The organism is Streptomyces sp. NBC_00503 (assembly GCF_036346895.1).
GTDB lineage: Bacteria > Actinomycetota > Actinomycetes > Streptomycetales > Streptomycetaceae > Streptomyces.
Genome location: NZ_CP107855.1, coordinates 2,988,825 through 3,006,526 on the forward strand (window position 1 = coordinate 2,988,825; position 17,702 = coordinate 3,006,526).

General features: G+C 71.4%; 14 protein-coding genes, 1 tRNA gene and 1 pseudogene. 2 read left to right on the top strand and 14 right to left on the bottom strand.

The genetic code is table 11. From position 1 onward, the window contains the following. Nucleotides 1-189: 189 nt before the first annotated feature. A tRNA-Cys gene (locus OG490_RS13985) sits at nt 190-261 on the top strand. A 60-nt stretch (nt 262-321) separates the two neighbouring features. On the opposite strand, the gene OG490_RS13990 is transcribed toward OG490_RS13985, so the two are convergent. The 13 genes and pseudogenes from OG490_RS13990 to OG490_RS14045 all read right to left on the bottom strand — a co-directional run bounded on the left by OG490_RS13990 (nt 322) and on the right by OG490_RS14045 (nt 15,394). Further along, complete coding sequence (locus OG490_RS13990) at nt 322-498, bottom strand: hypothetical protein (protein ID WP_330296617.1); 177 nt, start codon at nt 496-498, stop codon at nt 322-324. Between the two features lie 454 nt (nt 499-952). Continuing rightward, the gene (locus tag OG490_RS13995; RefSeq protein WP_330296618.1) at nt 953-3,223 is read right to left on the bottom strand and encodes a hypothetical protein; all 2,271 of its coding nucleotides are present in this window, start codon (nt 3,221-3,223) and stop codon (nt 953-955) included. A 12-nt stretch (nt 3,224-3,235) separates the two neighbouring features. Beyond that, complete coding sequence (locus tag OG490_RS14000) at nt 3,236-3,658, bottom strand: hypothetical protein (RefSeq protein ID WP_330296619.1); 423 nt, start codon at nt 3,656-3,658, stop codon at nt 3,236-3,238. Nucleotides 3,659-3,708: 50 nt separating this feature from the next. Beyond that, nucleotides 3,709-4,791, bottom strand: a complete 1,083-nt coding sequence (mycP, locus tag OG490_RS14005; protein ID WP_330296620.1) for a type VII secretion-associated serine protease mycosin — start codon at nt 4,789-4,791, stop codon at nt 3,709-3,711. A 132-nt stretch (nt 4,792-4,923) separates the two neighbouring features. Next, nucleotides 4,924-6,384: a hypothetical protein gene (locus tag OG490_RS14010; RefSeq protein WP_330296621.1), complete on the bottom strand. Its 1,461-nt coding sequence runs from the start codon at nt 6,382-6,384 to the stop codon at nt 4,924-4,926. Then, a complete protein-coding gene (locus OG490_RS14015; RefSeq protein WP_330296622.1) occupies nt 6,384-6,851 on the bottom strand; it encodes a hypothetical protein in 468 nt (155 codons plus the stop codon). Before OG490_RS14015 ends, OG490_RS14010 begins: the two co-directional genes overlap by 1 nt. Nucleotides 6,852-7,027: 176 nt before the next feature. Beyond that, on the bottom strand, nt 7,028-9,403 hold the full coding sequence (locus OG490_RS14020; RefSeq protein ID WP_443065809.1) for a xanthine dehydrogenase family protein molybdopterin-binding subunit: 2,376 nt from the start codon (nt 9,401-9,403) through the stop codon (nt 7,028-7,030). Then, nucleotides 9,400-10,098: pseudogene (locus OG490_RS39180) on the bottom strand ((2Fe-2S)-binding protein); the annotation flags it as partial. The gene OG490_RS14020 and the pseudogene OG490_RS39180, both read right to left, overlap by 4 nt. A 308-nt stretch (nt 10,099-10,406) precedes the next feature. Further along, nucleotides 10,407-11,474, bottom strand: a complete 1,068-nt coding sequence (locus tag OG490_RS39185) for a hypothetical protein (RefSeq protein WP_443065810.1) — start codon at nt 11,472-11,474, stop codon at nt 10,407-10,409. Beyond that, nucleotides 11,471-12,313 carry an FAD binding domain-containing protein gene (locus tag OG490_RS14030; RefSeq protein WP_443065952.1) on the bottom strand — a complete coding sequence of 281 codons (843 nt, stop codon included), beginning with the start codon at nt 12,311-12,313 and terminating at the stop codon, nt 11,471-11,473. Before OG490_RS14030 ends, OG490_RS39185 begins: the two co-directional genes overlap by 4 nt. A 385-nt stretch (nt 12,314-12,698) precedes the next feature. Further along, the gene (locus OG490_RS14035) at nt 12,699-14,339 is read right to left on the bottom strand and encodes a beta-N-acetylhexosaminidase (RefSeq protein WP_330296623.1); all 1,641 of its coding nucleotides are present in this window, start codon (nt 14,337-14,339) and stop codon (nt 12,699-12,701) included. A gap of 181 nt (nt 14,340-14,520) precedes the next feature. Next, entirely contained in the window at nt 14,521-14,805 is a 285-nt protein-coding gene (locus OG490_RS14040) for a DUF3039 domain-containing protein (RefSeq protein WP_267758818.1), read from the bottom strand. A gap of 28 nt (nt 14,806-14,833) precedes the next feature. After that, nucleotides 14,834-15,394, bottom strand: coding sequence for a YqgE/AlgH family protein (locus OG490_RS14045; protein WP_330296624.1), 561 nt, complete (start codon nt 15,392-15,394; stop codon nt 14,834-14,836). Between the two features lie 274 nt (nt 15,395-15,668). Here OG490_RS14045 and murA point away from each other — a divergent pair, with 274 nt between their 5' ends. Continuing rightward, entirely contained in the window at nt 15,669-17,015 is a 1,347-nt protein-coding gene (murA, locus tag OG490_RS14050) for a UDP-N-acetylglucosamine 1-carboxyvinyltransferase (protein ID WP_330296625.1), read from the top strand. A 204-nt stretch (nt 17,016-17,219) separates the two neighbouring features. Here the strand turns inward: murA and OG490_RS14055 are convergent, their stop codons facing one another. After that, the gene (locus tag OG490_RS14055; RefSeq protein WP_007264399.1) at nt 17,220-17,501 is read right to left on the bottom strand and encodes an HU family DNA-binding protein; all 282 of its coding nucleotides are present in this window, start codon (nt 17,499-17,501) and stop codon (nt 17,220-17,222) included. Between the last annotated feature and the right edge of the window lie 201 nt (nt 17,502-17,702).

Sequence of the window (17,702 nt, forward strand, 5' to 3'; positions counted from 1 at the left end):
CATATCGACCCTGTCCCGACGACGTATCCTCCCTCGTCCGCAAGCCCTAGGCCAAAGGTCACCCCGCCCCTCCGCGGCCCCTCCCCGACCCCGAACTGTGAACGCGACATGGCAGTCGCATTGCACCCCCCGCGCATCCCTTCCCCACCCGCACGCGGCCTCGTACGGTCATACCCATCACCACCACCCAGCCGTGTGCCCGAGTGGTTGAGGGACTCGCCTGCAAAGCGAGTTACGCCGGTTCGATTCCGGTCACGGCTTCGCGGCAGGCCGCTCGGGGGCAGGCGCTCCCCCGAGCGGCCTGCGCCATGTCCGGCGACCTCACGGCGCGGCGGGCAGCCCCGCAGCCTGCTCCGGCAAGCCGCCGCCGTCGCGGCAGCCCAGCTCCTTGGCGATGCCGCGGGCGGCGGAGTGCGCGATGACGAGGTAGTCGTTGCCGAGTTTGGGATCCCAGGAACCGCGCTCCCACTGGTCCTCGAAGGTGGTGGTGACCCGCAAGGTACCTCCGGACCCGAACCGGGAGCTCGTGCAGTCGAAGGACACACCCCTCGCGTTCTCCCTACGCACAACCCGGACTCCGACGCCGCCATCCCCAACGGGCCCTGGTCTCAACCGGATCTCACCGACCCTGCTGCCCGACCCCACCCGTCCCGTCGCCAGACACACCGGAATGGGGCGTACCTCGTCCAGGGCCTTGCGCATGGCAGATGCACCTACAGCCTGATCGTCGTCCGGAACCAGATAGCCGGAGTCAAGCACCCGCATCAGAGCTTTCGCGGCCGCCGCGTCGAGCAATCCGGGACAGGCTTCCCTCGCCTCGGCCTCGGGATTCTTCACCACGGGGGCTTTCGCCCCGTTGTCCGAGCCTCCGCACCCGGCCGCGAGCACGGCGCCCGCGATGAGCACCACGATGCGCGCCGTCCTGACCCACGTCATCCGTGCACCCCTCCGCTCATGACCGGCCGGCGGCCGTCGCCACCAGGTCCCGGCCGACGGAGTGACCGTTGGCCGACTCCTTGGAAGCGGACGTCGCCAAGGTCTGGACGTACGCCGCCGGCAGATCCGTCCCGGCAGTCGCGTGCTTCACGGCGGCCTCCGCCGCCCTGCTCGAACCGTCCTCGGCCGCGGCATACATCACCGCCACCTTCTTCTCCGTGGCGGCGGTCTTGTCCTCCGCCCTCTTCTCCGCGTCTTCCGTGAAGTGCTCGGTGACGTCCTCCTGGACCCACTCCACGACATCTCCGGCCAGCGGGACCAACTCGATGTATTTGCCGCCGGCAGCGTTAATGCCACGGTTGATCCATTTCGCGCCGTCTTCGACGCCCTTCGTGTATTCCTCGTTGCTGTGCGCCGTCTCGGAGTGCAGGTTCTGGGCCCGGGCCTCGGTCAGCATCCCTGTGATCCGAGCACCCGGATGAACCGCGCTATCGATCGCCGAACCCAGGTCCCCGCTCTCACCACGGTGCGCAACGGCGTCGTTGACGAGAACCCCGGTGAAGGCCTGGTTGGCGTTGGTGATCGCGCCGTACGCTCCCGGATCCTGGCCAACCGCCCCCAGGAAGCGCGCCGTGTCCGCCTTGTTGAACTCCGCCATCTCGCCGGTGACTTTGATGTGGCCGGGATGGTTCGCGGCGGAAGCCTGCAGATCCGGCATATATTCGGCGGCCATCTGGCCGAAGTGACCGGACAGTCCGTTCAGAGGACCGTCCTCCCCTGCCACCAGCTCCGGCTTGTCGCCGATCTTCGCGACGACCCGCTCCATGACGTCCGTCATCGCCGCGGTGTGCGGTACGGGCTTCGCGTCGTCGTCGCCCGTCGCCCGGCCCGACACCGCGGCCTCCAGGGCTCCGCCGAGCGCTTCCTGTGCGGGGTGTTGTTCTCCGGTTCGTGTGGCGTCGAAGCTGTCCGCGTAGGGCGTCTTGTCGAGCATGTAATCGACCATGCCCTGCGCCTGTCCGTGCTGCCCCTTGACCGCCTTGTCGTCCTTGGTGACGATGCCGTCGCCGTTGCTGTCCTCGCGTACCGGCTCGTTGAAGAAGGCCGTCGCCGCGTCCGGGTTGTTGCCGAGGGCCTCCATCAGGCCGGTCAGCGGGTAGAAGCCGCGACCGTCATCGCCCCCGGGGTTGAGACTCATCTGCAGGTCGAGGGGGGTGCTGTTCTCCCAGATCCCCGGGTTCTTGCGGTCCATCGCCACCATGTCGCGGCCGACCGCCGTCAGGAACTCCTTGTCGTACGTGCCCTCGCGCATCAGCGAGCCCAGCGCCTGGTACCCGTAGACGTTCGTGGTCAGACCGACGTCCAGTTGCTTGTGGCCGGCCTTCATCAGCTGGTTCGTCCAGGCGGCGTCGAGGTGGTTCGGGACGTCCTTGTGCGTGGCCAGGCCCAGCATCGCGCCGAGGTCGCTCTGAATGTTGCCCACCATGAGCGCACGGTCCGCGCCGGCCGGGCCCAGGCCCGTGGAGTCCAGGGACATCTTCGAGTACGCCTGGAGCGTGCCCTCGGGGCCCATCGTGCGGTAGAAGCCCGTCGCGAACTCGGGGTCCTCGCGGTTGTCGTCGAGCAGGTCCTCCAGCTCACGCAACGCCTCGGGGTTCCGTGCCGTGCCGCCTTCCCCGGTGACCTTCTTCATCAACGCGGCCGCGCGGTCGACCTGTTCGGCGTCCAGGGAGCTGTACTTCGGTCCGCTGAAGTTGTTGTCGTCCGTGACGTTGGCCTGGAGCGCGCGTGCGAGGGAGTCGTCGGCGTCCTGGGCGTCCTCGACGGCCCTGTCGATCCGCTGCTGCCACAGGTCGTGGTTCTTGCGGAGGCTCGCCTGGTAGTCCGGGTCGTGTCGGGCCGCCTGCTGGTCCTGTGGGTCGGTGAGGGGGATGGCGGAGACGCGGCCGCTCTCGTCGATGCGGAAGCCGGCGGCCGGGGCGTCCTCGGCCAGCTTCTTGAGCTGGTCCCGGGCGGCCTTGATGGTGGCGTGGCCGTCGGTGAGGAGGAGGTGGACGCCCTTGGCCTCCTGGGCCGCGTCGTCGAACTCCTTGGCCGTCTTGTCGATGAAGGAGCGGCCGACGCCCGCCGTGACGCCGTTCCACTGGGCCTTGTCCGACTTGGCCTTCATGCCGCTTCTCGCCGACTCCGCCAGCTCGTTCAGCTTCGTGACCATCGCGGCCCAGTCGGTGATCGCGGTCTGGAGCGGGCCCAGGGGCGCGTTCATCACGTTCTCGTACGTCAGCACGTGTCCGCCGCCTTACTTGAGGAGCTGGTCGATCTTGGAGGACGTGAAATCGGCGTGCAGCTGCTGCTCCTCCTTGTCGTGGGAGGAGAGGGAGTAGTTCAGGCCGTTGGAGACGGTCGCGCAGGCGGCGACGAGGGTCTTGAGCTGGCTCTCCCAGCGGGTGTTGACCTTCAGCAGGGCGGCGCCGCTGGCGAAGTGCTCGCGCGTGAGCGCGGCGGCGGCCTCGGCGGTGGAGGCATTGGCGTGTTTGCCGTCCGTGGAGAGCCGCGCGTGGAGCTTGTAGGCCTCGGAGCCGATTTCTCCGATGTGGTCCTGGTTGAGCTCGAGGTCGGCGCCGCCGCCACCGCCGGGCTCGGCCGGAACGTGGTTGAGCCGCATGGATACGCTGGCGGCGGCGGTGGTCCGGGCTGCGGCCCATTCCTCGTCGAACGACATGGTGCGCCCTGCTCCCTCTGCCTCGGTGTGTTCTGCGCGCGGTACCCGGATCAGCCGTTCCGGCGGCGTATGACGACCGCGGTGACGGCGCCACCGATGAGCACGCAGGCACCGAGGCCCAGGGCGAGCCAGGGGAGGCTGCCGCCGTCGTCGTTCTTTGACGCGTCCGCCGCCTGGGGGGCGGGGGTGGAGGCGCCTCCGGACTGGGGCGTCTTGCCGTCTGCGGAGGGGGCGGGCGAGGTACTGCTTCCCGTTCCGCCGCCGGCTGCCGCCAGGTCGGGGAGGGGGTAGACGTCCGCGGGACCGGGGTCGCCGGGGGTGGCGACGGCGATACGGGGGCGGACGATGCCGTATCCCACGAAGTCACTGCGTGCGGCGCCGTCTGTGGGCTTGCCAGCCGTGTTCATCATGACGCGGAGCACCTGGTTGTTGGTCCACTCGGGGTGGGCGGACCAGATGAGCGCTGCAGATGCGGAGGCGATGGCAGTCGCGTCACTCGTGCCGTGGCTCGTGCACAGGCCGGTCTTGCCGCCGCAGGCTGTGACGATGTCCATCCCAGGCGCGGACAGATCCACCTGGGTGCCGTGCTGCGACTCCGCCGTCACCTTGCCGTCCTTATCGACGGCCCCAACACCCACTACACCTGGCGTCGCGGCCGGGTACAGGACTCCGTTCGACCCATCTCCGGTGTTACCTACACCGGCAAAGATCAACTTCCCCTTGGAGAGTGCATACTTCACCGCGTCTAGGCGTGCCGGATCCTCGTCGCCCGAAGCCATGGAAATGTTGATGATCTTCGCGTCCGAATCTGCTGCGTATCGAATCGCAGCAGTCCAGATGGAGTTCTTTACATCGAGATTTCCTGGCGCACGGATCGGAAGAATCTTGGCGCCTGGCGCAAGTCCGAACGCTCCGTCCCCACTGGGGTGTTTCCCACTACCAGCGATGATTGCCGCCATAGTGGTGCCGTGCTTCTCCCCGTCCGTTCGCTCATCACCTTCAAGCATCGTGGCGAAGTTCTTTCCGGGGAGTACCTGCCCCTCCAGTTCGGGGATGCGATCCACACCGCTGTCGATGACCGCGACTGTGACGCCTTTGCCTGTGCTGGTCTTCCAGATCTCATCAGCCTTCATCGACGTAAGATGCCATTGCTGAGACCGAATGGTCTCAGCATGGGCCGGGGTAGACGCGACCCCGGCCAGCAGGATTCCCACCAAGGTCGCGGTCGCCCTACGCATACGCATCCCGTGCAACGTCTGCTCCACTCAGTCGATCACCGGCGGAACGACACTATGGTCGCCCTGCCATGTCTCTTCGTCCTCGGCCAGATAGTCAGGGCGTTCGCCACGCTGACCGTCACCCCGTCGGCCCGGAGTATGAGCACCCACACCACCGTGGCCCATCGGACCACCCGACGGACCGGCTCCCGATCCACCGCGGACCAGCCCCGAACCACCCTGGGTGAAAGGCTGACCACCAGCAACCGAGCGACCACCGGCACCCGCCTGGCGCCCACCGACGACACCGCCCGGTTCCATGGCAAGACGACGACCGGCCACGGAACCGCCGGCACCGCCGTGCGCGCCACCGCCACCCGCGCCCATGCCGCCACCCATGCCGCCCATACCGCGGCCCGCTGCCTGGGCACCTTCACCGCCGATGACCGTGCCACGAGGAATGCTCGAATTCGGTCCACCGGACGTCACTGGCCGACCGCCTACGATGCCGCTGTCCCGCGGGGGCAGACCGGCGATTCCGCCTCCGACCTTGCCGCCGACCCCGCCGGGGCCGGGCACCGTGGGGACGAAGCCGCCGCCCGGCTTCGACATACCGCCGATGGGCGGAACCGTCACTGGCGGAACGAAGCCGCCAGGGCCAACACCGGTGTTGCCGCCGCCCGGTCCCACCGGACTCACGCCGCCGGGCAGTCCCGTAGTAGGGGGCACAGTCCTGTCAGGCAGAGTCCCGACAGTGTCGAGGCCTACGCCGACGTTGCGGTCCGGGAGCACCGAAGTGGGGCCAGGCGTCGAGGTATGGACCGTGCCACCCGGCGACGGCTGCGGTCCGGACGTCGAGCCGGAGTCGTACGTTGAGCCACCCGGACCCGGAGGCGCGTACGAAGACCCCCGCGCTCCTGTAGCGCCGCCGGAACTGCCTTCAGATCGTGCCCGATCACTGTCCGTGCCGACGTTCTGCGGAACAAACCTCGCCGGCGGCTCCGGAAACGTCGGAACCTCCGCCATCTCCATCCCGGTTGCCGAGGCCTCGTACCTCTGCGCCAGCTTCGTCATCTGCTGGACCGCCTGCTGGTGGTCACCGTTGAGCTTGGAGTTCGCCTGCTGCCCCATCTGCTGCGAGTCCGGGTCGTTGTGGAACTCCCGGGCCGCCTTGAGGTTCTCGGCCGCCGCAGTGTCGTAGGCCGGCATGTTGGCCTTGACCTCGATGACGACCTGGCTGGCAAGCGTCATCTGCTCGCCGCTCTCGGCGCTGTACTTGCTCAGGTGTAGCGTCGCGTTGCCCGTGCGGCTGACCCAGTCCTGGAAGGCCGTGAACGATTCGCCCTCCCAGCCGGTCACCCGGTAGTCCTTGAGGTCTTCGCCGATCTCCATGATGACCTTGGCGGCGTCCGCCAGCTGGGCGCCGCGCGTCTTCAGGGTCTCCGCGTTCGCCGAGGCGATCATGGCCAGCAGCTGCTGATGAGTGTGGCCTTCAAAGTCGGTCGCCATCAGAAGCTCTCCCCGTGAGTACTTGCAGGCCTAGTCCCCTGCGAAGCCGAGCTATGCGGCGGCGGCGGTGCCAGCGGGTCCCGTTCCGGGACGTAGTTCGCCTTCGCCTGCTCACTGATCGCGATCATCCGGCGCTTCGTGTCCTCGTCCACGTCCCCGAAGCCCTTGCCCGCCGTCTGGATCGCGATGCCCAGTCCCTCGATCTGGTCGGCCAGCCCCTTGGACAGCGCCAAGAGTTGCGTGTGGACGTTCGTGTACGCCGTGAAAAGGCGTTTGGCCTCCGGGAAGCCCTCACCGAGGGAGTTTTCCGGAAGCGTGCCGTCCGCCAACTTCTTGTCGCTCGCGGGGGATTCGTCCAGCTTCGACAGCAGACCGTCTACGCGCTTCTTGTACTCCGAAAGCGATTCGTACTCGATATGCAGCGCCTGCAGGGTGGCCGGCGAGGCCACGCCCACGCCGAAGTCCACGCCCAACAAGCCTGGTCCATAGTTCACTGCCACAGTGGCCTCCCCGCTCCCCGTCCCCGTTCACACCAGGTTCGCCCGCGTTCGCACACGCACGTCGCCAGTGTCCCCAATCACTCTAGCGACAACGACCCACAGCCCCCAAGTTTCGGGTTGCAGGTGCAATCAGGGTCACAAGGTCATGAGTTGGGCGCCGCCACCGCTGCCGATGGCCGGATCGGGAGCCTGTTGACCGGGCGGCCCGTGGCTGCGCGGACTGCTGAGGCGATGGCGGCCGGGGAGGTGACCACCGGGACGGCGCTGGCCGGTTTGGCGCCGAAGGGGGCCACCACGTCGCGTTCCTCGACCAGTTTGACGATGCGGACCGTCGGGGCGTCCAGGGACGTGGGGAGGGCGTAGCCCGTCAGGTCGGGGTGGCGGATGAGGCCGGACGCGGTGCGGAGGTTTTCCGTTAGGGACGCGCCCACGCCCTGGATTACGCCCGCTTCGATACGGGCCTGCAGTTGACGGGGGTTGAGGATGCGGCCCACGTCCTGGGCCACGGCCAGTTCGACGACACGGATCGAGCCCAGTTCGATGTCCACGTCGACCACCGCGCGGATCGCGCAGAAGGCGAGGCCGACGAAGGCGTCGCCCTGGCCGTCCGCGTCCAGGGGCTCCGTGGGGTGGGGGCGGCACTGGGCCGTTGCCCAGAGTTCCTTGCCGTCTATGGCTTCCGCGACCGTCGTGGAGAACGCACCGTCGTACGACGTGATCCGGCCATCCGCGATCTGGAGGAGTTCGGTGGACATGCCGAGCTTGTGGGCCATCGGCTGGAGGAGTTGGGTGCGGACCATCTTCGCGGCCCGTTCGACAGCGCCGCCCGAGACCCACGTGTGGCGGCCGTGTGCCGAGGGGCCCGCCGGCGGCTGGTCGGTGTCGACCGGGGCCACGACGACCTCGTCCACGCCCAGGGTCTCCTGGACGATCTGGCGGGCGAGGGTGGAGAAGCCCTGGCCGGTGTCGACCGCCGCGCAGATGACCGTCGCCGTGCCGCCCACCACCTTGACCGTGGCCGTCGACACCTCGTCGGTGCCTTCCGCGCCGAGCATGTGGACCATGCCGACCCCGTACCCGACGCCGCGCCGCACCGCGCCCGGTTCGCCGGCGCCTTCCAGGCCGCCCGGGAGCAGCCAGTCCTCCTCCGGCGCGTCCTTCGGGAGCGCGGGGAGTTCGTAGTCGCGGACCGCGCGCAGGAGTTCCGCGACCGGGGCCGGGCAGGTCACCGTCTGGCCGGTGGGCAGGAGGTCGCCGGTGGCCAGGACGTTGCGCAGGCGCAGTTCGGCGCCGTCGATGCCGAGGGCGGCCGCGAGCTTGTCCATCTGGCCCTCGTAGGCCGCGCAGACCTGCATGGCGCCTTCGCCGCGCACGTGGCCGGAGGGGGGGTTGTTCGTGCGGACGGCCCAGCCTTCGACGAAGGCGTGCGGGACCACGTACGGGCCGCAGGCGAAGGCCACGGCGGCGGCGAGGGATTCCGAGGAGGCGTCGGCGTAGGCGCCCGCGTCCATCAGGATCTGGGCCTCGACCTTGACCAGGCGGCCTTCCGCGTCCGCGTGGTGGCGGTAGCGCAGCAGGGTCGGGTGGCGGTGGGTGTGGCCGAGGAAGGACTCCTCGCGGGTGGCTACGAGTTTGACCGGGCAGCCGGTGCGCAGGGCGAGGAGGCCGAGCGGGAGCTGGAAGGCGGCGTCCTCGCGGTCGGCCATGGCGCCGGGCACCCCGGTGACCACGACCCGTACCCGGTCGGGGTCGAGCCCGAAGCAGGCGGCGGCCAGGTCGCGGTCGGTGTGCGGGTCGGTGGAGGCGGTGTAGATCTCCACGCCGCCGTCGGGCCGCGGCACGGCCAGCCCGGCCTCGGCGCCGATGGGGGCGGGGTCCTGGCGGCCGATGCGGTAGAGGCCCTCGACGACGACCTCGCCGGTGGCGTCGGGGTCCCCGTAGCGCAGCGGGATGTGCCGGATCAGGTTGCCGTCGGGGTGCAGGGCGGGGGCGCCGAAGGCCTGTTCGGGGTCGGTGACCGGGTCGAGGAGCTCGTACTCGACGGCGATCGCGGCGGCGGCGAGGCGCGCGGTGTCCGGGTGGTCGGCGGCGACGGCGGCGATGGGTTCGCCGTGGTGGCGGACCACGTCGTGCGCGAACACCGGCCGGTCGGCGATCCGGCGGCCGTGGGTGGTGGCGCCGGGGACGTCGGCGTGGGTGACGACGGCGCGCACGCCGGGCATTTCGGCGGCGGCGGAGGTGTCGATGGAGAGGATGCGGGCGTGGGCGTGCGGGGAGCGCAGCACGGCGGCCCACAGGAGGCCCTCGGCCCACAGGTCGGCGGCGTAGGGGAAGGTGCCCTCGGTCTTGGCCCGGGTGTCGGTGGCCGGGACGGAGGCGCCGATGCCGCGCGGGACGTCCCGCTCGGCACCCTCCGCCCGGTCCGAGCCCTCGGAGAGGGCCGTGGAGCCGGCCGGACCCGCGGTGCCCGTCAGGCCTGCCGGGCCCGTCGGTACCGTCGCCGCGTCGTGCGCGCTCACGCCGTGCCTCCCTGCTGGTCGCCGTGCGAGCCGTCGGTCATGCCGTCGCGCGAGCCGTCGTAGGTGGCGTCCCGCGAGCCGTCGTACGTGCCGTCGTACGTGCCGTCCCGCGAGCCGTCGTACGTGCCCTGCATCCCGTGGATGCCGCCCTCGCCGGGCGGGGCCTGGTGCGGGATGCGGGCCTCGGCCGAGGCCGCGGCGGCCGCTTCGGACGCCGCTTCGCGCTCGGCGGCGACCTCGCGCACCGCCTCGATGACGCCCGCGTAGCCCGAGCAGCGGCAGAGGTTGCCGCACAGGGCCTGGCGGGTCTCCAGCTCGCTGGGGGCGTGGTTGCCCTCCAGCAGGTCGTGGATGGTCATGGCCATGCCGGGCACGCAGAACCCGCACTGCACCGCACCCGACCTGCACAACGCCTCTTGCACGTCCGACAGTTCCCCGCCCGTCGCGAGACCTTCGACCGTACGGACCTCACTGCCGGCCGCCGTGGCCGCCGGTACGAGGCAGGAGGCGACGAGCCGGCCGTCGACCTGCACGGCGCACGCGCCGCACTCGCCCTGCGAGCAGCCGTCCTTGGCGCCGGCGAGGCCGAGGCGCTCGCGCAGCACGTAGAGGAGGGACTCGCCGATCCACGCGCCGGTCACGGGCCGGTCGGCGCCGTTGACGCGCAGCACGTAGGAGGCCGGCGGGTGCTCGTGGTGCTCGACGGGGGCGTGCTGCCCGACCTGCTCACCGTGCCCGACGGCGGTACCGGTGGCGGTGTCGTCACCGGCGACGGCCGCGGCCTGCGCCCCGTCGGAGTCCGCTTCTTCTTCGTACGCCGCTTCCCCGCCCGGAGTCCCTTCGCCCGGTTCCCCAGACCCCGCCGCCACAGCCGGGTCGGAGGCATCCTCACCCGGGACGGGCGCGGCCCCCGCTCCGCCCGGGGCCGGCACGGCCTCGTCCGGCCCCGCCTGCGCAGGCGCCGGCTCGGGCTCCGCCGCCCCCGGATGCGGCCGCTCGCCCGTCACCGGGATCCGCGCCGGGCCGTGGGCGGCTTCGATGTCGTCCGGAGCCGGATGGACCGGCTCCCCTTCCGGTTCGGCGAACCCCGCCGCGAGCGGGCTGCCGACCCCCGGGCCCCCGAGCACCCGGGGCCCCCGGCCGAGGGTTCCGCCGACCGGCCCCCCGGCGGTCGCGGCCGCGCCACCGGCGGCGGGAGCCCCCGGAAGCACCCCCGAGCCCAGACCGCCGTCCGGACCCGGCTGCTGCGCCACGTACCCGCGGGCGCCCCGCCCGGCAGCGTCGCGGGAGCCTGGCTCCAGTCGGCCGAGGCCGCGAGCTGCCCGAAGCTTCCGGTGTCACCCGTACCGCCGGGCACCCACACATCGGAGGCGGCCGCCCCGGGGAACCGCCACTCGGCGGTCTCCCCCGATTCGCGCCCGGAGCGCTCCCCGGCCGCGTCGGCCCCGGCGTACGACCCGGCGAACGGCCCGGCGACGGGCTCCGCGAAGGACTCGCCGGCGGGCTCGGCGAACGGCTGCGCATACCCATCGGGATACCCGTCGGGATACGCATCGGGATACCCGTCGGAGTACGCGGCGGGATAGGTCCCGGAATGCTCCTCGGACCGCGCCTCGGCATACGCCTCGCCCGCATACGCCTCACCCGCGGGCTCCGCCGCGAACGGCTCGGCGAACGGCTCCGCGAGCGGCTCCGCGAAGGCCGCCGCCACGGACGCCGGGATCGGCACCGAGGCCGGGATCGGCGCCCGCACCGGAGCCCCGCCGCCACCGGAACCGGAAGCACCCGAATCCGCCGGAACCGCCGCGCCCGCCTCGGGCCACTGCACCGGAATCGTCCACGTCCCCGTGGCCGAAGGGTCCGTGCTGGCCGTGCCCAGGGGCACGATCATCGGCGGGGGCACGTACCCGTGCCCGGGTGCCGCGAGGGGCTCCCCGGTGCCGAGCGCGTCCAGCATGTCCTGCGGCAGCTTCACGAAAGCCGTCGCCTCGGAGTCGTACTCGCCGCCGTGCGGCACCGGCTCCCAGCCCCAAGCGGGGCCCGCGGGACCCGTGTTCTCGTTCTCACTCATGAGCTCAGCGCCCTCCCCAGGGCCCTCCGTGCCAGTACGGCCACCGTCCGCCGCAAATGCAGTACTCCGGGAGCCACGGGTTCCCCCTGGTCGGGCACGCACGCGGCGGCGACGTACTCGCCGAAGGCGTCCAGTGCCTCGGGGGCCAGGCTGCGGTCCCCGTCCCAGTCGATCAGAGAAGCCACCCACTGCTCGGCTTCCAGCGGCCGCAGCGGCATCGGGGCGACCGCGCCGATCGCGCAGCGCACTCCCCGGCGCGCGGGATCCAGCACGAGCCCCACGGACGCCACCGCGCGCCCCGGCCCCGTACGTCCCGTGGCCTTCAGGAAGACCTGCGGCGCGTGCAGCAACGGCACCCGTACGAAGCCGATCAGCTCTCCGGGGCGCAGCATCTCCCGGCCGGCCAGCAGGTAGGAGACCGGGACCTCCCGGCGCGAACCGCCCGGGCCGACGATGACGAGTACGGCTTCCAGGGCGGCCAGCACGGGCAGTGTGTCGCCCGTGGGCGCGGCCGTGGCGATGTTGCCGCCCAGCGTGCCGGCGTTGCGGATCTGCGGGGGCCCGGCGGCGCGCGCGGCGGCCGCCAGGGCCGGGATCAGGGCGGCGAAGTCGGGCCGCCCCATCCGTGCGTGCGTGAGGCCGGCGCCCAGGAGCGCGTGGCCGTCCTGGTACTGCCAGCCGCGGATCTCGTTGATGCGGCCGAGGCCCACCAGGGCGGCGGGCCGCAGCTGCCCGGCGTTGACGGCGGCCATCAGGTCGGTGCCGCCCGCGACGGGGACGGCGGCGGGCATGGCGGCGAGCGCCGCCACGGCCTCGTCGAGCGAGGTCGGCAGCGTCACTGACTGTGCCGCGGACTGCGACGCGTTCCCCGACGCGTTGCCCGCCTGCGGGTCGTCCTGGGGGCCCTGGGACGAATCCCGTGCCTGCGGTGCGTGCGGTGCGTGCGTGGTCAACCCAGCTGCCCCTTCCCGATGTCCCGGTCCCGGCGCTCACGCCTGTCCGCCGTACGGTACGTGCTCACCGCCGGGAGGTGGCAACTCTGGCACATCTTCCGAAACGCCGGACGCGAGGGTCGGCCACCACCTCGCCACCCCCCGTACCCGACCCTGCGCGGACGCCGCGCGGACCCCGTCCCACCCCCCGCACGGCCCCCGAACGGCCCCGCTCCGGCCCCGTGCCGCCACCGCTCCGCCACCTCCCCGCCTCATCCGCACGGGGGGCTCGTCACACGTTCGGGGGCGCTCCCTCGATCGGGCGTCCGAGCACCCCGGGCCGGCGCTGCCAGGGCAACGGGCCGCCGGGCGCCCGGTAGTCGACCCCGAGCACGTCCAGGCGCCGGTAGTGCGCGGCCATCCGCGCCTCGAAGCCCTCGTAGTCCCGTTCGGCCGGTTCGGGCAGCCGCGACCACACCACTTCGGCGAAGGCCGCCAGCCGCGGGAACACCTGGTAGTCGACCCGGCCCTGGTTCTCCATCACCTCGGTCCACACATTGGCCTGGGCGCCCAGCACGTGCGAAGCGGCCTCCTCGGACAGCTTCGGCGGAACCGGCTCGAAGCGGTACACATCCTCCAATGTCCGTACGTACCCGATCGGCATCGGCTCGTCCTCGCCGCCCGCCTGACGGTGGTCCAGGTACACCTGCTGCTCGGGGCACATCACCACGTCGTGCCCGGCCTCGGCCGCGGCGATCCCGCCCGCGTACCCGCGCCAGGAGGACACCGCCGCCCCGGGGGCCAGCCCGCCCTCCAGGATCTCGTCCCATCCGATGAGCCGGCGGCCGCGCTCGGCGAGCCAGCCGTCGAAGTGCCGGATGAACCAGGACTGCAGCCCGTCCTCCCCGTCCACCCCCAGCTCGCGGATCCGCTCCTGGGCGACCGCGGAGGCCTTCCACTGGGCCTTGGGGCACTCGTCGCCGCCCACGTGCACGAAGGGCGAGACCTCCGCCGGGAACAGCTCCAGCAGCTCCTCGAAGACCCCCTCGTAGAACCGCAGGACGGCCTCGGTGGGCGCGAGCACGTTCTCGTTGATCCCCCAGTCGTCCCACACCTCCAGCGCGGCCGTGTCGACCACGTCGGTGTTCCCCAGCTCCGGGTACGCGGCGATCGCCGCCTGCGAGTGCCCGGGCACGTCGATCTCGGGGACCACCCGCACGTGCCGCTCGGCGGCGTAGGCGACGATCTCGCGGATGTCGTCCTGGGTGTAGAAGCCGCCGTGCGGGGTCTCGTTCCACAGCGGGGAGGCCCGGTGGCCCCAGCGGCTGCGGGCCCGCCACGCGCCGACCCCGGTGAGCTCCGGGTAGCGCTTGATCTCGATCCGCCAGCCCTGGTCGTCCGTCAGGTGCAGGTGCAGCACGTTGAGCTTGTGCGCGGCGAGCAGGTCGATGTAGCGCAGCACCCCGTCCTTGGGCATGAAGTGCCGCGCGACGTCGAGCATCATCCCGCGCCAGCCGAAGCGCGGGCCGTCCATCAGGCCCCCGACGGGCAGCCGCCACACCGCTCCCGGCAGCGGCGCCCGCCGGTAGGCGTCGGGTCCGAGCAGTTGACGCAGCGTCTGCGCCGCGTAGAAGAGGCCCGCCTCGTCGGCTCCCTCGAGGAGTACGAACCCGGGCGCGACGTGGAGTTCGTAGGACTCCGGTCCCAGGCTCCGCGCGATCTCCGGGCGCAGCACGAGCCCGATCGTGCGGTCGGCGGACGGGTCCCCCGCGGCCGGCAGCGCCCAGCCGGTGGCCGCGCCGAGCTCCCGGCGCAGCCAGCGGGCCGTGCCCTCGGTACCGGGTCCGGCGGCGAGCAGCGGGTCGGCGAGCTCCAGCACACCGGCGCCCGGCACGAACCGCGCGTACCGGGGTTCCGGAATCAACTCGGGCATGGTCTCAACCCTCCACCGTTGCAGCATGCGCAACGCACGTTTCACAGGACGCACAGGACGCTTACGCGGCGACCCTAACCCGCCCTCCGCGCACGGCAAAGGCCCCCGGGCGCGCCACAGCGCACCCGAGGGCCTTGGTCCTGCGAAGACCTTGCGAAGGCCTCGCCAAGAGGGGGCCGGACTACTCGCCCTTGCCGCCCTTGTCCTTGTCCCCGCCGGGGCCCATGGACTCGTAGATCTCCTTGCACATGGGGCAGACCGGGTACTTCTTCGGGTCCCGGCCCGGCACCCAGACCTTGCCGCAGAGCGCGACGACGGGGGTGCCCCCGAGCGCGCTCTCCATGATCTTGTCCTTCTGGACGTAGTGGGCGAAGCGCTCGTGGTCTCCGTCACCGTGGGACACCTGCGGCGTCGGCTCTACGAGGGTCCCCGTACCAGTCCCGCGATCGGGCTCAAGAGTGCTCATGCAGCCAGGGTACCGATCCCGGGCAGGGTCAGTTCAGCGACGGGTCGTCCGGGTAGGTGGCCACCATCGCGAGCTCGCTGCGCTGGCGCCGCAGCACGGCCCGCCACAGCCGTTCCGGATCCGGATAGGAGACGTCGCCGGGCTCCGAGTCCACGACGTACCAGGCCCCTTCGCCCAGTTCCGCTTCCAGCTGGCCCGGGCCCCAGCCCGAATATCCGGCGAAGATGCGCAAGCCCCCCAGCGCCGCCGCCAGCAGCTCCGGCGGAGCCTCCAGGTCCACCAGGCCGATCGCCCCGTGCACCCGGCGCCACCCGAGCGGCCCCTCCTCCCCCGGGATGACCGCGACCCCCAGCGCGGAGTCCAGCCCCACCGGGCCGCCCTGGAAGACCACTCCGGGGGCGCCGGCCAGCCCGGCCCAGGGCAGCAGGACGTCGCCGACACCCACCGGGGTGGGCCGGTTGAGGACGACGCCGAGCGAACCCTGCTCGTCGTGGTCGAGCAGCAGAACGACCGCGCGGTCGAAATTCGGGTCCGCGAGGGCGGGGGTGGCCACGAGCAACCGCCCTGTGAGGGAGGACACCTCGGTCATGGCGCCATGGTCTCGCACATTCGCCCGCGAGGGGGAGTGGACGGCGCGTTCGGAACGTACGCAGCTCAGGGCGCACGGCGGCAGCGGGGAGGGCGCACGGAGGGCCCGAAAGGACCCCGCACGGAAGGAGACGCTCCGCCACCTGGCGGGCACCCAGGGTGTTGTGGCTAATTCATGACAGTCCTACGGCCCCGTCAGCCTTACGAACAGGGGGGTGCTGCCCCTTACCCTTTATCACTGGCCCCCTGCCCATCCCTCCCGGAACGCGAGATTCATGACCGGCATCAGCGACGATGTACTGCTTGTTCACGGTGGAACCCCGCTCGAGGGGGAGATCCGTGTCCGCGGCGCGAAGAACCTCGTACCCAAGGCGATGGTGGCGGCCCTGCTGGGCAGCGGACCCAGCCGACTGCGCAACGTCCCGGACATCCGTGACGTCCGCGTCGTGCGCGGGCTGCTCCAGCTGCACGGCGTCACCGTGCGCCCCGGCGACGAGCCGGGCGAGCTGGTGCTCGACCCGACGTACGTCGAGAGCGCCAACGTGGCCGACATCGACGCCCACGCGGGCTCTTCGCGCATCCCGATCCTGTTCTGCGGCCCGCTGCTGCACCGCCTGGGCCACGCCTTCATCCCGGGCCTCGGCGGCTGCGACATCGGCGGCCGGCCGATCGACTTCCACTTCGACGTGCTGCGCCAGTTCGGCGCGACCATCGAGAAGCGCGAAGGCGGCCAGTACCTGGAAGCCCCGCAGCGCCTGCGCGGCTGCAAGATCCGCCTGCCCTACCCCTCGGTCGGCTCGACCGAGCAGGTGCTGCTGACGGCCGTCCTGGCCGAGGGCGTCACCGAGCTCAGCAACGCCGCCGTGGAGCCGGAGATCGAGGACCTCATCTGCGTACTGCAGAAGATGGGCGCGATCATCTCCGTCGACACCGACCGGACCATCCGGATCACCGGCGTCGACAGCCTGGGCGGCTACAACCACAAGGCGCTCCCGGACCGGCTGGAGGCCGCCTCCTGGGCGTCCGCCGCGCTGGCCACCGGCGGCAACATCTACGTGCGCGGCGCGCAGCAGCGTTCGATGATGACCTTCCTGAACACCTTCCGCCGGGTCGGCGGCGCCTTCGAGATCGACGACGAGGGCATCCGCTTCTGGCACCCGGGCGGCCCGCTCAACGCCATCGCGCTGGAGACCGACGTCCACCCCGGTTTCCAGACCGACTGGCAGCAGCCGCTGGTCGTGGCGCTGACCCAGGCCACGGGCCTGTCGATCGTCCACGAGACGGTCTACGAGTCCCGTCTGGGCTTCACCTCGGCGCTCAACCAGATGGGCGCGCACATCCAGCTCTACCGGGAGTGCCTGGGCGGCAGCGCCTGCCGCTTCGGCCAGCGCAACTTCCTGCACTCGGCGGTCGTCTCGGGGCCCACCAAGCTCCAGGGCGCCGACCTGGTCATCCCCGACCTGCGCGGCGGGTTCTCGTACCTGATCGCGGCGCTCGCGGCCGAGGGCACCTCGCGGGTGCACGGCATCGACCTGATCAACCGCGGCTACGAGAACTTCATGGAGAAGCTCGTGGAGCTGGGCGCCAAGGTCGAGCTGCCGGGCGGCGACCTCGTCCCGTAGATCGACACAGACCGTCCCAGAACGCCCCCAGAGGCCCCGTACAGGGCCTGTGGGGGCGTTCTGGCGTTCAGGGACCCGGGAGGCGCGGCGGGACGGCAGAGAGGCGGCCACCCGGTGCCGGGTGGCCGCCTCTCCGTACTTCTCGGAGTACTCACGTACTCCTGCCGTCCCGAGGGCCTCCGCGGCCCCCGGCACAAGGGCGGACTACTTGCCCTTGGCGGCTTCCTTGAGCTTGGAGCCCGCGGAGACCTTCACGCTGTAGCCGGCCGGGATCTGGATGGGGTCGCCGGTCTGCGGGTTGCGCGCGGTGCGAGCGGCACGGTGGGTGCGCTCGAAGGTCAGGAAGCCGGGGATGGTGACCTTCTCGTCGCCCTTGGCGACAATCTCGCCGACGGTCTCGGCGAGCGCGGCCAGAACGGCGTCGGCGTCCTTGCGGGTCACCTCGGCGCGCTCGGACAGAGCGGCCACCAGCTCACTGCGGTTCATGTTGTACTCCCGTGTTCAACGTGCCTTAGAGGCGTGAGATCGAAGCCGATGCTGCCAGGGCCCTAGGACAGTCCCCGGACCCGGGTCTGACGTCAGACCCTCTCGCCCGGTTACGCATCCTGCCCCCACCAGCGGCGGGAAAGCCAATCCGGCACCCGCCGGGGTCACACGAAAAGCGCCACAGTCACGCCGCGGTGACGC

Bases quoted from the DNA above. Each gene is read 5' to 3' on its own strand.
- OG490_RS14000 (WP_330296619.1), bottom strand. From the start codon at position 3,658: ATGTCGTTCGACGAGGAATGGGCCGCAGCCCGGACCACCGCCGCCGCC.
- mycP (WP_330296620.1), bottom strand. From the start codon at position 4,791: ATGAAGGCTGATGAGATCTGGAAGACCAGCACAGGCAAAGGCGTCACA.
- OG490_RS14010 (WP_330296621.1), bottom strand. From the start codon at position 6,384: ATGGCGACCGACTTTGAAGGCCACACTCATCAGCAGCTGCTGGCCATG.
- OG490_RS39185 (WP_443065810.1), bottom strand. From the start codon at position 11,474: ATGAGTGAGAACGAGAACACGGGTCCCGCGGGCCCCGCTTGGGGCTGG.
- OG490_RS14035 (WP_330296623.1), bottom strand. From the start codon at position 14,339: ATGCCCGAGTTGATTCCGGAACCCCGGTACGCGCGGTTCGTGCCGGGC.
- OG490_RS14040 (WP_267758818.1), bottom strand. From the start codon at position 14,805: ATGAGCACTCTTGAGCCCGATCGCGGGACTGGTACGGGGACCCTCGTA.
- OG490_RS14045 (WP_330296624.1), bottom strand. From the start codon at position 15,394: ATGACCGAGGTGTCCTCCCTCACAGGGCGGTTGCTCGTGGCCACCCCC.
- murA (WP_330296625.1), top strand. From the start codon at position 15,669: ATGACCGGCATCAGCGACGATGTACTGCTTGTTCACGGTGGAACCCCG.
- OG490_RS14055 (WP_007264399.1), bottom strand. From the start codon at position 17,501: ATGAACCGCAGTGAGCTGGTGGCCGCTCTGTCCGAGCGCGCCGAGGTG.